We start from the raw sequence: 12,655 nt of genomic DNA on the forward strand, positions 1-12,655 counted from the left end.
GTCACCGCCCCGGGGCGGGGCCGCGCCCGGGACGAAGGAGAACGATCGATGGCACTGCTCGACTCACCGGTGTGGACCGGCAAGATCTATGTCAACGGATGGCGTGAGGGGCGCGGCGGCACCGAGGACGTGAAGAACCCCTCGACGGACGAGACGATCGCGCAGATCGGCTTCGCCTCCCCGGAGGACGTCTACGAGGCGGCGGAGAGGGCCGCGGCGGCCCAGAAGCTGTGGGCCGCGCTGAAGCCCTCGGAGCGGGCCGGCGTGCTGCGCCGGGCCGGCGACCTGTTCCAGGAGCACACCGAGGAGGTCATGGACTGGGTGGTCCGGGAGAGCGGGGCGATCCAGCCCAAGGCCGGGCTGGAGGCCTCGGTCGCCGTGGCCGAGTGCTACGAGGCCTCGGCCCTGCCGACCCACCCGCACGGGGAGTACCTGCCCTCGGACGCCCCGCACTGGTCGCTGTCCCGCCGGGTGCCGGTGGGCGTGGTCTCGGTGATCTCCCCGTTCAACTTCCCCCTGATCCTCTCCATCCGCTCGGTGGCCCCGGCCCTGGCCCTGGGCAACGCGGTCCTGCTCAAGCCGGACCCCCGCACCTCGGTGTCCGGCGGGGCGCTGATCATGCGCGTGTTCGAGGAGGCCGGCCTGCCCGAGGGCGTCCTGCAGCTGCTGCCCGGCGGCGGGGACGTCGGCGCCGCGACGGTCGAGGCCCCGCAGGTCCGGGTGGTCTCCTTCACCGGCTCCACGGCCGCCGGCCGCCACGTGGGCGCGGCCGGGGCCCAGCACCTCAAGCGCGTCCACCTGGAGCTGGGCGGCAACAACGCCGTGATCGTCCTGCCCGGCGCGGACGTGGACCTCGCCGCCGGGGTGGGGGCCATGGGCTCCTTCTTCCACCAGGGCCAGATCTGCATGACCACCGGGCGGCACCTGGTGCACGAGGACCTGCACGACGAGTACGTGGAGAAGCTCGCGGCCAAGGCCGAGGCCCTGGTCGTCGGGGACCCCTCGGCGGGCCAGGTGCACATGGGCCCGATCATCGACGAGCGCCAGCTCAAGGCCATCGACGCGATCGTGCAGGAGACCGCCATCGCCGGGGCCCGGGTGGTCGCGGGCGGCTCCCACGACGGGCTGTTCTACCGGCCCACGGTGCTGTCCGACCTGACCCACGAGATGTCGGCGTGGAAGGACGAGATCTTCGGCCCCGTCGCCCCGGTGATGAAGGTCTCCTCGGCCGAGGAGGCCGTGGAGATCGCCAACGCCTCCGAGTACGGTCTGTCGGTGTCCATCATCGGCGACGTCGGGGAGGCCATGAAGGTGGCCGACCGGATCAACTCCGGCAAGATCCACATCAACGAGATGACCGTCGCGGACGAGGCCAACGCCCCCTTCGGCGGCACCGGCTCCTCCGGGACCGGCTCGCGCTTCGGCGGGCCGACGGCCAACATCGACGCGTTCACCGAGACCCAGTGGATCACCATCAGCCCGGACGTCCCGCGGTACCCCTTCTGAGCGGCCCCCGCTGAGCCGCCGCGGCCGGCGGGGGGACGTCGGTAGCCTGGTCCGGTGACGACGACCTCCCGCCCCCGCGACCTCAACCGGCAGATCCTCGCCCTGGCCGTCCCGGCGTTCGGGGCGCTCGTGGCCGAGCCGCTGTTCCTGCTCGCGGACTCCGCGATCGTCGGGCACCTGGGCACCCCGCAGCTGGCCGGCGTCGGCGTGGCGGCGACCGTGGTGCAGACGGTCGTGGGTCTCATGGTCTTCCTCGCCTACTCCACCACCCCGGCGGTGGCCCGCCACCTGGGGGCCGGCCGGCTCGCCGAGGCCGTGGCCGTGGGCCGGGACGGGCTGTGGGTCGCGGCGGGGCTGGGCGTCCTCCTCTCGGCGGCCGGCTGGACGCTGGGCCGGCCGCTGCTGGAGCTGATGGGCGCCCGCGGCGAGGTGCTCGAGCACGCCACCACCTACCTGTACTGGTCCCTGCCCGGGCTCACCGCGATGCTGCTGGTCCTCGCCGCCACCGGCGTGCTGCGGGGCCTGCAGGACACCCGGACCCCGCTGCTCGTCGCGGCGGCCGGCGCGGCCGCGAACGCGGTGCTCAACCTGGTGCTCGTCCACGGCGCGGGGCTCGGCGTGGCGGGCGCGGCGCTCGGCACCTCGGCCGTGCAGTGGACCATGGCGGGGGCGTACCTGCTCATGCTGCGCCGGCTCGCCCGCGCGCACGGCGTGGGCGCCGCGACCTCGCGGGCCCGGCTCCGCGGACACCTCACCGTGGGGTCGTGGCTGATGCTGCGCACCCTGTCCCTGCGCGTGGCGATCCTGGCGACCGTCCTCGTGGTCACCGCGCAGGGCGCCCAGAACCTCGCCGCGCACCAGCTGGTGATGACGGTGTTCAACTTCCTGGCGTTCGCCCTGGACGCCCTCGCCATCGCCGCGCAGGCGCTGCTGGGCCGGGACATGGGCGCCCGCGACCTCGCGGACCCCGCCGAGCGGCGGGCGATCCGCGGGCTCGTGGACCGGCTGGTGGCGTGGGGCCTGGGCTTCGGGGTGGCCACGGGCCTGCTCGTGGGCGTGCTGGTCGCCCGGCTGGGCTTCCTGCTGAGCCCCGACCCGGCGGTGCAGCGGCTGTTCGCCGCGGCCCTCGTCGTCGTGGCCGTGGGGCAGCCGCTCGCCGCGTACGTCTTCGTCCTCGACGGCGTCCTCATCGGCGCCGGCGACGCCCGCTACCTCGCGGTGGCCGGGGTGCTGAACCTCGTGGTCTACCTCCCCCTCCTGGGCCTCGTCGCGGCGCTCGCCGGCAGCGGGACCCCGGGGCTGGTGTGGCTGTGGGCCGCCTACGCCGGCGGCTACCTGGGGGCCCGGGCGCTCACCCTCGGCCTGCGCGCCCGGGGCGACGCCTGGCTGGAGATCAAGGCGCGGTAACAACCGCGATTCCCCGGGGCAACGTGGTCTGCATCACCTACGATTCGAGTATGAACAGTGAGCTCCGCACAGAGAACCAGCCCGCTGACGCCGCCGAGGGGCACGATGTCGTGCTCGTCGGCATCGACGGCTCCGACCAGGCCCGGCACGCCCTCGAACGGGCGATCGGCGAGGCCAAGGCGCAGAACCTCCGGGTCCGCCTGATCGGGGCCTATCCCGTCATCGGGGTCGGGGACCCGGGTCTCGAGATGCGCTTCACCGAGGCCGTGATGAAGGAGAACGCCGAGCACCTGGCGGAGGCCCGGCAGACCGCCGAGGCCGCGGGCGTGCAGGTCGAGGTCGTCGAGGCCGCCGGCGACGCCGCGAAGGCCGTCGTCGAGCAGAGCGCCGACGCCAAGCTGATCGTCATGGGCAAGCGGGGGCGCGGCGGCGCGCTGCGCGGCCGCCTCGGCTCCGTGTCCGCGGCCGTCGCCGCCCACTCGAAGTGCCCTGTGATCATCGTCCCCGACACCGCGGAGGCCCGCCACACCGAGCGCCAGGGGGGCGGCTCGACCGACTTCGCGCTCGAGGCGGAGGGCCCGGTCAAGGCGAGCGAGATCGACTTCACCGGCCGTGTGGTCGTGGGCCTGGACGCCCTCGGCTCCCGCAACCCCGCCCTGTGGAAGGCGGTGGAGTACGCGCAGCAGCACGGGCGCAAGCTCGCCCTCGTCTCCGTCAACGGCGTGCTGTCCGGGACCCCCAGCTGGTTCCAGGACGAGTTCAACCAGGCGCGCTACTTCCGCGAGGCGGACGACAAGCTCACCTCGATCTCGGACGAGATCGCCGCCGAGCACCCCGAGCTGGTCGTCGAGCACCACATCTTCGTGGGCCGCCCGGCCCGGATCCTGATGAACGCCTCCCCCGCGGCGGAGCTCGTCGTGGTCGGCTCCCGCGGCATCGGCGGGTTCCGCGGGCTGCTGCTGGGCTCGGTCTCCCAGGCCGTGCTGGAGAACGCCGCCGGCCCCGTCATGGTCGTGCCCTCCGCCCGCCGCGACTGAGCCCGCACCGACAGCACGCGCCCGACCGCACGGGAGGAAGCAGCACAGCACATGGCAGAGCAGATCGTCGTCGGCTACGACGGCTCCGAGTTCAGCGACCGCGCCCTCGACTGGGCGGTCCAGGAGGCGGCCGCGCTGTCGGCGGACCTTAAGGTGGTCGTGTCCACCGGCCGGCCCGTCGCCGTGGACCCCAGCCTCTACGGGCCCTTCCTCGAGGCCATCGAGGAGGAGGCGGACAAGGTGGCCGAGACCGCCGTGGCCCGGGCCCGGGAGCACGGGGTCCAGGCCGTCGGGCTCGTCGAGCGCGGCGACGCCGCCGGGGTGCTCGTCTACGAGTCGGAGCGCGCGTCGGTGCTGGTGCTCGGCAAGCGCGGCCACCACGGCGTCCGCGGGCGCGTGGGCTCGGTCTCCGCCGCCGCGGCGGCCCACGCCAAGTGCCCCGTGGTCGTGCTCCCGGACCGGTGGGACCCCCGGGCCCGGGAGGGCCGCACCGACGGGGGGACCTTCGCGGGGCGCGTGGTGGTCGGCGTCGACAAGCTGGGCAGCGACAACCCGGCGGTGCTCGCGGCCGCGCAGTACGCCGAGCGGCACGGGCTCGGCCTGGGCCTGATCACGGTGGTCCCGGAGGCCAGGAGCGTGCCCACGGGCTCGGCCGAGCTCGACCGCGCGGTGCGCGAGCAGCTCACCGGGCCCGCCCAGGCCATGGTGGAGAAGGTCGCGGAGTCCGTCCGGGCCGAGCACCCGGGCCTGGCGGTCGAGGCGCACGTGCTCTCCGGGATCCCGGCGGACCAGCTCGTCGAGGCCAGCCGCTCCGCGGAGCTCGTCGTGGCCGGCAGCCGGGGCTACGGCGGGTTCCGGGGCCTGCTCATGGGCTCCGTGTCCCAGGCGGTGCTCAACGAGGGCGAGAGCCCCGTGATGATCGTCCCCACGCGGAAGAAGGACTGACGCCCGTTCCGCAACGCGGACGGACGCGAGACGGTCCCGTGCCGCAGGGCACGGGACCGTCTCGCGTCCAGGTGCGGGGCCGGCTCAGGCGGGCAGGCTCCGCCGCGCCTCGGCGAGCTGCAGCAGGCGCTCGTGCACCGTGGTCTCCCCGGTCAGCTCGGGGTGGAACGAGATCCCGATGACGCTGCCGCTCGCCACCGCGACCACCACGCCCCGGTGCCGGGCGAGGACCTCGACGCCCTCCCCGACCCGGGTCACCACCGGGGCCCGGATGAACGCGGTGCGCACGACGGCGCCGTCGTCGCCCCACGGCAGCGTCACCTCGGCCGAGTCGACCTGGGAGCCGAAGGCGTTGCGGGCGACCGTGACGTCCAGGACCTCCAGGGTCTGCTGGCCCGGGGCGGGGTCCTCGATCCCCGAGGAGAGCAGGATCAGCCCCGCGCAGGTCCCCAGGGTGGGCAGCCCGCCCAGGATCGCGTCCCGCAGCGGGTCCCGGAGGCCGAACAGGCGCAGCAGCCGGTCCAGGGTGGAGGACTCCCCGCCGGGCAGGACGACGGCGTCCAGCCCGGCGAGGTGCTCCGGCGTGCGCACGAGCACCGGCTCGGCACCGAGCTCCCGCAGCATGGCCGCGTGCTCGGCGACCCCGCCCTGCAGGGCGAGGACGCCCACGCGAGGGGCGGGGGAGGGGTTCACCAGCCGCGCTCCGCGAGCCGGTGCGGGGCGGGGAGGTCGCCCACGTTGATCCCGACCATGGCCTCGCCCAGGCCTCGGGAGGCCTCGGCGATCCGGGCGGGGTCGTCGTAGAACGCGGTGGCCTTGACGATGGCCTGCGCGCGGGCCGCGGGGTTGCCGGACTTGAAGATCCCGGAGCCCACGAACACGCCGTCGGCGCCGAGCTGCATCATCATGGCGGCGTCCGCGGGGGTGGCCACGCCGCCCGCGGTGAACAGCACGACCGGCAGCTTCCCGGTGCGGGCGACCTCGAGCACGATGTCGTACGGCGCCGCGAGCTCCTTGGCCTTCACGTAGAGGGCGTCGGGGGAGACCTTGTAGACGGCCTGCAGCTCGGCGATCTGGCCGCGGATGGTGCGGATGTGCTTGGTGGCCTCGGAGACGTCGCCGGTGCCGGCCTCGCCCTTGGAGCGGATCATGGCCGCGCCCTCGGCGATCCGGCGCAGCGCCTCGCCCAGGTTGGTGGCCCCGCACACGAACGGGACGGTGAAGCGCTGCTTGTCGATGTGGTTGACGTAGTCGGCGGGGGAGAGGACCTCGGACTCGTCGATGTAGTCGACCTTCAGGTGCTCGAGCACCTGCGCCTCCACGAAGTGGCCGATGCGCACCTTCGCCATGACGGGGATCGAGACGGCGGCCTGGATGCCCTCGATGAGGTCGGGGTCGGACATGCGGGCCACGCCGCCCTGCGCGCGGATGTCCGCGGGCACGCGCTCGAGGGCCATGACGGCCACGGCGCCGGCGTCCTCGGCGATGCGGGCCTGCTCCGCGGTGACGACGTCCATGATGACGCCGCCCTTGAGCATGTCGGCGAGGCCGCGCTTGACGAGCGGGGAGCCGGTGAGAGGGGTCGCGTCGGAGGCCGTGGGCTGGGCAGGGGTGGTCTGGAGATCGGTCATGGACTCCATCCTCCGTCCCGCCGGTGGACCAGCAACAGGTCCACCGGCGATAGGATTCGTTGGACCACTTCCGGAGCCGAGGAGGGAGGAGGGCCGTGCGCCACCCCCAGGACGTCGAGCTGCCCGTGCGCGTCGACCGCGCCGACCCCGCGCCGCTGCCCGCCCAGCTCGTCCGGCAGCTGCGCGCCCTCGTGGTCTCCGGGACCCTCCGCCCCGGGGACCCGCTGCCCTCGACCCGCGCCCTCGCCGCCCGGCTGGGGATCTCGCGCGGCTCCGTGGTCACCGCCTACGACCAGCTCCACGGCGAGGGCTACCTGCACGCCACCCGCGGCGCCACCGTGGTCCACCCGGACCTCGCCCGCACGCGGGCCGAGCACCCGGCCGGGCGGCCCGGCGCCCCGCGCCCGGCGGCGCCCCGGCGCGCCCCGCGGGGGCGGCCCATGATCGACCTCACCCCGGGGCGGCCCGACACGGGCCGCCTCGCCGGCCCCCAGTGGCGGGCCGCGTGGCGGGACGCCGCGGCCGCCGCCGGGACCGCCGCGCCCCCGCCACAGGGCTCCGCCGCCCTGCGCGAGCAGATCGCCGAGCACCTGCGGCTGATGCGCGGCGTGGTCCGGGACCCCGACGACCTGTTCGTGACCGCCGGCGCGCGCGACGGGCTCCAGCTGCTGCTCGCCGTCCTCCACGGCCACGCCGGCCGGCCGCTGCGGATCGCCGTCGAGGACCCCGGCTACCCCTCCCTGCGCCGGGTGCCGGAGCGGCTCGGCCACGAGGTGCTGCCCGTCCCGATCGACGACCACGGGCTGGACCCCGCCCGCCTGCCCTCGGGGGCGTGGGCGAGCGCGGGGCACTGGGAGGTCGAGCGGGCCCCGGACGCGGTGGTCGTGACCCCGAGCCACCAGTACCCGCTGGGCGCGTCGATGCCCGCGGCCCGCCGGCTGGAGCTGCTGGGGTGGGCCCGGCGGCACGACGCCCTGGTGGTCGAGGACGACTACGACTCCGAGCTGCGCTACGTGGGCGAGCCGCTGCCCGCCCTCGCCTCCCTCGACCGCCCGCCCGGGACGGACCCGGCCCCGCCCTCGCCCGGGCGGCTGCTGGGCCACGGCGGGCACGTGGCCACGCTGGGCTCCTTCACCAAGGTCCTCGCGCCGGGCCTGGGCGTCGGCTACCTGCTGGCCCCGCCCGCGCTCCGCGAGGACCTGCTGCGGCTGCGCACCGACCTCGGCAACCCCGCCTCCGCGGTGGTCCAGGACGCGATGGAGCGCTTCCTCGCCGGGGGCGGGCTGCGCCGGCACACGGCCCGGATGCGGCGGGAGTACCGCCGCCGCCGGGACCTGCTCACCGCGACCCTCGAGGGGGTGCCCGGGGTGCGGGCCGTGCCGATGGACGGCGGGCTGCACGCGGTCCTGGAGTTCACCGGCGAGGTCCCGCTCGAGGAGGGGGACGTGGTGGCGCGGGCCGCCGCGGCGGGGGTGAAGGTGGCGGCGCTGGGCTCCTACTGGGCCCAGGGCGCCGAGGGCGGGCGGCGCGGCGTCGTCGTCGGGTTCGGCGCGACCGGGACGGCCCGGCAGCCCGACGCCCTGCCCGACGCCCTCGAGGTCCTGGCCCGCGTGCTGGGCGAGCAGGGGCCCGACGGCCGGGCCGCGTCCAGGCCCGGTCGCTAGACTGTCCCCGGCCTCCGAGCCCCCGCACCCCTCCCGAAAGGCGCATCGTGCACCCCGACCCGAGCACCGGCATCCACCGCGACCTCTTCGCACCCACGCTGGTGCGCGCTCTCGTGGCGCTGGTCTTCGCCGCCGTGACCATCTTCTGGCAGGAGCCCTCGCTCACGGTCGTGGCGTGGGGCGTGGGCCTGTACCTGCTGCTCACGGGAGCCGCGAGCGTCTTCCTGCAGCTGCGGCTCAACGGCAACGACCACGTCGACATGGGGCCCAGCCGCCAGGTCCCGCAGTCCTACGGAGTGCTCTACATCCTCGGCGGGGTCTTCACGGTCCTCGGTGCGGACAGCCCCTCCTGGCTCGTGGTCTACGCGGCGTCCGTCATGGGCCTGGCGGGGATCACCGAGCTGGCGCTCGGGCTGAAGTTCCGCACGAGCTTCCCGCTGGGCCGGGACTGGACCATCGCGGGCTTCGTCACGGTGCTGGCCGCCACCGGCCTGGTGCTCGTCGTGGACCTCGGCGCCAAGGCGCTCTTCGGCGTGGTGGGCGGGGCCGCCGTGGTCATCGGGGTGACCCACCTCCTGGCGGCGCTGACCCTCCGGCACGAGGACCGGCGGGGCCGGGCGCCCGCGCCGACCGCGTAGACTGGACCATCGCACGGCGGGGCCCGTCCCGCCGGCGACCACCTGCTCACGAGGAGGACGAGTGGCACAGCGCAAGGGTTCGCGAGACGGCTTCCGGGCCGACGTCAAGGGACCCCTCATTCTCTCCGCGGTGATGGCGGTGGTCGCGTTCGTGGCCGTGGCCGTCTTCGCCAGCGGCGGCACCGCCAACACCCTCCGCCTCGACCTCGCCTTCATCGCCGCCGGCGTGGTGTTCATCGTGACCGTGGTCGTCAGCGCCACCCTCATGATCGTCGAGAAGCCCAACGACACCCACCTCGGCGAGGGCACCGGCGTCAACCGCTCCTCCGCGAAGCTCTACGCCGAGGCCCGCGCCAAGCGCCAGGCCCAGGCTCAGGCTCAGCGCACCGACGAGGCCGAGTTCGGCCAGCGCGTCCGCCCCGACACCGAGGGCGAGGACCTCCTCGGCCGGCGCTCCCCGGCGGACGGAACACCCGACGACGGGCCCGCCGCACCGCGCGCCTGACCCGGCGGGCACCCTCCCCGACCGGACCCCTTGGCCGCCGGTCGGCCGGTCAGTAGATTGGACCCGTCCGAGCAACAGGAACGGACCGCGCCCCGCGCGGGACCGGATGACGGGAGCCAGCATGAGCAACCAGTCGACCCCACCCACCGACTCCTCCGGTCAGCCGGAGGGCATGGACGCCGAGGGCTTCGAGCAGGCCGTCGACCGGCGCCTGGGCGAGCAGCACGACGGGCAGGAGACCACCGGCGGCGAGGTGGCGCAGGAGGAGAACAAGACGGAGCTGCCCCGGCTCGAGGAGCAGGAGGACAGCCCGGCGACCCCCGGCACCGCCGACGCCTGAGCCGCGCCCCGCAGACCGCGACGCAGACCACGACGCCCCGGGAGAGACCGCATGTCTCTCCCGGGGCGTCGTCCGTCGCCGGGGTGCGGGTCAGCGGCCGAAGCCGCGCAGCCGCAGGGAGTTCAGCACCACGAACACGGAGCTGAAGGCCATGGCCGCCCCCGCGATCACCGGGTTGAGCAGGCCCGCGGCGGCCACGGGGATGGCCACCACGTTGTAGGCGAACGCCCAGAACAGGTTGGACTTGATGATCGCCAGGGTCCGCCGGGACAGGGCGATCGCGGTGGGGACCGACCCGACGTCGTCGCGCACGATCGTGATGTCCGCGGCCTCGATGGCCGCGTCCGTCCCCGAGCCCATGGCGATCCCGAGGTCCGCCTGGGCGAGGGCCGCGGCGTCGTTGACGCCGTCGCCCACCATGGCGACCACCCGGCCGTCGTCCTGGAGGTCGCGCAGCACGGCGACCTTGCCCTCCGGGGACACGTCGGCGACGACGTCCTGGGCCGGGATCCCGACCTCGGCCGCCACGGCGCGGGCCACCGGCTCGTTGTCCCCGGTCAGCAGCACGGGGCGCAGCCGGAGCTCCCGGAGCCGGGTGATCGCCTCGCGGGCGCCGTCCTTGACGGTGTCCCGCAGGTCCACGAAGCCGGCGAGCACGCCGTCCACGGCCACGAGGATCGTGGTGAACCCGCCCTCCTGGGCGCGGCGCAGCGCCTCCCGCTGGTCGTCGTCCAGGCGCACCCCGTTCTCCGTCAGCCAGGTGGTGCGCCCCACCACGACCGAGCGGGAGCGCATCCCGTCCGCCACGTTCGCGCGGACGCCGCCGCCCGGGGCGGAGACGAAGCCGGTGGTCGCGAAGCGGTGCGGGGTGGCCGCCGCGACCGCCCGGGCGATCGGGTGCTCGGAGTACTGCTCCACGGAGGCCGCGAGGTCCAGGACCTGGTCCTTCGAGTACGCGGACACCGCGGTCACGGCGACCACCGACAGCTGCCCGCTGGTGACGGTGCCGGTCTTGTCGAGCACCACGGTGTCCACGGTGCGGGTGTCCTCGAGCACCTCGGCGCCCTTGATGAGGATGCCGAGCTGGGCGCCGCGGCCGGTGCCGGTGAGCAGGGCCGTGGGCGTGGCCAGGCCCAGGGCGCACGGGCAGGCGATGACGAGCACGGAGACGGAGGCCACGAAGGCCGCGTTCACGTCGCCGGTGAGCACGAGCCAGCCGATCAGCGTGAGCAGTGCGACGCTCATGACCACCGGGACGAAGACCCCGGAGATCCGGTCGGCGAGCCGGGCCACGGGAGCCTTGCTCGCCTGGGCGCGCGAGACCGTCCGGCCCATCTGGGCCAGCGTGGTGTCCGCGCCCACGCGGGTGGCCTCGACCAGGAGCCGGCCGTTGGTGTTGATCGTGGCGCCGGTGACGGCGTCGCCGACCTCCACGTCCACGGGCAGGGACTCGCCGGTCAGCAGGGAGGCGTCCACGGCGGAGCGGCCCTCGACGACCACGCCGTCGGTGGCGATCTTCTCGCCGGGGCGCACGACGATGCGGTCCCCGGGCTGCAGATGCTCCGCGGGGACCCGGACCTCCGCGCCGTCCCGCAGGACGGTCGCGTCCTTGGCGCCGAGGTCCAGCAGGGCGCGCAGCGCCTCCCCGGACCTCGCCTTGGCGCGGGCCTCGAGCCAGCGGCCGAGCAGCAGGAACGTGGTGACGAGCGCGCCGGCCTCGAAGTACAGCTGGTGCCCGCTCATGTCCATGGCGTGGCCGAGCATGGCGCCGCCCGTCATGCCGGGGTCGCGGAGCAGGTTCCACAGCGAGAACAGGTACGCGGCGGAGACGCCCAGGGAGACGAGGGTGTCCATCGTGGAGGTCAGGTGCCGGGCGTTGACGGCCGCCGAGCGGTGGAACGGCCACGCCGCCCACGTCACGACCGGCAGCGCCAGCAGCGCGGCCGCCCAGCCCCAGTGCGGGAACTGCAGGCCGGGGACCATCGAGATCAGGAACACGGGGAGGGAGAGGACGGCGGCCACCAGGAGCCGCCTGCGCAGGGCCTCGGGCGAGCGCAGGGACGAGGCCTCCCGGCCCGCGACCCGCTCCATGGCGGCGGAGCCCTCCGCGGCGGGGGCCCCGTCGTCGGCCCGGGGGCGGGGGGCGTTCTTGAGGACCGCCCCGTAGCCGGCGTTCTCGACGGTCCGGACGATCTCCTCATCGCTCACGCCCTCGGGGACCCGGACGGTCGCGGACTCGAGGGCGAGGTTCACGGAGGCGTCGACGCCGTCGAGCTTGCCCAGCTTGCGCTCGACCCGGCTGACGCACGAGGAGCAGGTCATGCCCGTGATGTCGAGCTCCAGGGTGCGCAGGGGGCCGGCGACCTCGGCCGGGACGGCGGTGCGGGTCTCAGGCAACCGAGTACCCCGCTTCCTCCACGGCCTCCGCGATCTCCTGCTCGCCCAGCTCGCGGGAGGAGGTCACGGTCACGGGGGAGACGCCGCCGGCGACCAGCTCGACGTCGACCGACTCGACGCCCTCCAGCTCGGTCAGCTCCTCGGTGACGGAGGCGACGCAGTGGCCGCAGGTCATGCCGGACACGTTGACGGTGGTCTTCACGGTGTTCTCCTCGAGTGGTTCGGTGGTGCGGTGCTGGAAGATGGTGGTCAGCTCTTGAGCAGGCGGGCGATCGCGGCGGACGCCTCCTGGAGCTTGTCGTCGATGCGTGCGGTGTCCCCGGACTCCTGGGCCGCCTCGACGGCGCCCGCCACGCAGTGGCCCAGGTGCTCGTCGAGCAGGCCGAGGCTCACGGCCTTCAGCGCGGACTGGATCGCGGAGATCTGGGTGAGGACGTCGATGCAGTACTTGTCCTCCTCCACCATCCGGTGGATCCCGCGCACCTGGCCCTCGATCCGGCGGAGCCGCTTCAGGTACGCGTCCTTGTCGTGGGTGTAGCCGTGCGGGGGAAGGTTCTCGGTCATGCGTCCTCCTCGGGGTCCTGC

Annotated in this window: 13 protein-coding genes; 8 read left to right on the forward strand and 5 right to left on the reverse strand. The window is 74.8% G+C overall.

The annotated features are described in order from the left end of the window. Positions 1-48: 48 nt before the first annotated feature. From IEW07_RS03730 to IEW07_RS03745, 4 genes are read left to right on the forward strand one after another with little or no spacing between them, the layout of a single operon-like run. Entirely contained in the window at positions 49-1,506 is a 1,458-nt protein-coding gene (locus tag IEW07_RS03730) for a benzaldehyde dehydrogenase (protein WP_188534512.1), read from the forward strand. Positions 1,507-1,560: 54 nt separating this feature from the next. Then, positions 1,561-2,913, forward strand: coding sequence for an MATE family efflux transporter (locus IEW07_RS03735; protein WP_188534513.1), 1,353 nt, complete (start codon positions 1,561-1,563; stop codon positions 2,911-2,913). Positions 2,914-2,963: 50 nt separating this feature from the next. After that, positions 2,964-3,950, forward strand: coding sequence for a universal stress protein (locus IEW07_RS03740; protein ID WP_229741551.1), 987 nt, complete (start codon positions 2,964-2,966; stop codon positions 3,948-3,950). Positions 3,951-4,001: 51 nt separating this feature from the next. After that, positions 4,002-4,895: a universal stress protein gene (locus IEW07_RS03745; protein ID WP_188534515.1), complete on the forward strand. Its 894-nt coding sequence runs from the start codon at positions 4,002-4,004 to the stop codon at positions 4,893-4,895. Between the two features lie 84 nt (positions 4,896-4,979). On the opposite strand, the gene pdxT is transcribed toward IEW07_RS03745, so the two are convergent. Together pdxT and pdxS are read right to left on the reverse strand one after the other, a co-directional pair. Further along, positions 4,980-5,588, reverse strand: a complete 609-nt coding sequence (gene pdxT / locus IEW07_RS03750; protein WP_268235520.1) for a pyridoxal 5'-phosphate synthase glutaminase subunit PdxT — start codon at positions 5,586-5,588, stop codon at positions 4,980-4,982. Then, positions 5,585-6,526: a pyridoxal 5'-phosphate synthase lyase subunit PdxS gene (gene pdxS / locus IEW07_RS03755; protein WP_188534516.1), complete on the reverse strand. Its 942-nt coding sequence runs from the start codon at positions 6,524-6,526 to the stop codon at positions 5,585-5,587. The genes pdxT and pdxS overlap by 4 nt, the downstream gene beginning before the upstream one ends. A gap of 95 nt (positions 6,527-6,621) precedes the next feature. Between pdxS and pdxR the strand changes: the two genes are divergently transcribed. From pdxR to IEW07_RS03775, 4 genes are all read left to right on the forward strand, one after another. Further along, a complete protein-coding gene (gene pdxR, locus IEW07_RS03760; RefSeq protein ID WP_188534517.1) occupies positions 6,622-8,190 on the forward strand; it encodes a MocR-like pyridoxine biosynthesis transcription factor PdxR in 1,569 nt (522 codons plus the stop codon). Between the two features lie 47 nt (positions 8,191-8,237). Continuing rightward, positions 8,238-8,828 carry a DUF308 domain-containing protein gene (locus tag IEW07_RS03765; RefSeq protein ID WP_188534518.1) on the forward strand — a complete coding sequence of 197 codons (591 nt, stop codon included), beginning with the start codon at positions 8,238-8,240 and terminating at the stop codon, positions 8,826-8,828. A gap of 61 nt (positions 8,829-8,889) precedes the next feature. Beyond that, the gene (locus IEW07_RS03770; RefSeq protein WP_188534519.1) at positions 8,890-9,333 is read left to right on the forward strand and encodes a hypothetical protein; all 444 of its coding nucleotides are present in this window, start codon (positions 8,890-8,892) and stop codon (positions 9,331-9,333) included. Between the two features lie 121 nt (positions 9,334-9,454). Then, on the forward strand, positions 9,455-9,673 hold the full coding sequence (locus IEW07_RS03775) for a hypothetical protein (protein WP_188534520.1): 219 nt from the start codon (positions 9,455-9,457) through the stop codon (positions 9,671-9,673). 90 nt (positions 9,674-9,763) lie between these two features. Here IEW07_RS03775 and IEW07_RS03780 read toward each other — a convergent pair whose 3' ends face one another. The 3 genes from IEW07_RS03780 to IEW07_RS03790 are packed head-to-tail and all read right to left on the reverse strand — an operon-like array spanning position 9,764 to position 12,634. Continuing rightward, positions 9,764-12,070 carry a heavy metal translocating P-type ATPase gene (locus tag IEW07_RS03780; protein WP_268235521.1) on the reverse strand — a complete coding sequence of 769 codons (2,307 nt, stop codon included), beginning with the start codon at positions 12,068-12,070 and terminating at the stop codon, positions 9,764-9,766. Then, positions 12,063-12,272, reverse strand: a complete 210-nt coding sequence (locus IEW07_RS03785; protein ID WP_188534521.1) for a heavy-metal-associated domain-containing protein — start codon at positions 12,270-12,272, stop codon at positions 12,063-12,065. The genes IEW07_RS03780 and IEW07_RS03785 overlap by 8 nt, the downstream gene beginning before the upstream one ends. Positions 12,273-12,319: 47 nt before the next feature. Further along, entirely contained in the window at positions 12,320-12,634 is a 315-nt protein-coding gene (locus IEW07_RS03790; protein WP_188534522.1) for a metal-sensitive transcriptional regulator, read from the reverse strand. Positions 12,635-12,655 lie beyond the last annotated feature (21 nt).

Origin of the sequence: Kocuria dechangensis, from assembly GCF_014636775.1 — a bacterium.
Classification (GTDB): domain Bacteria; phylum Actinomycetota; class Actinomycetes; order Actinomycetales; family Micrococcaceae; genus Kocuria; species Kocuria dechangensis.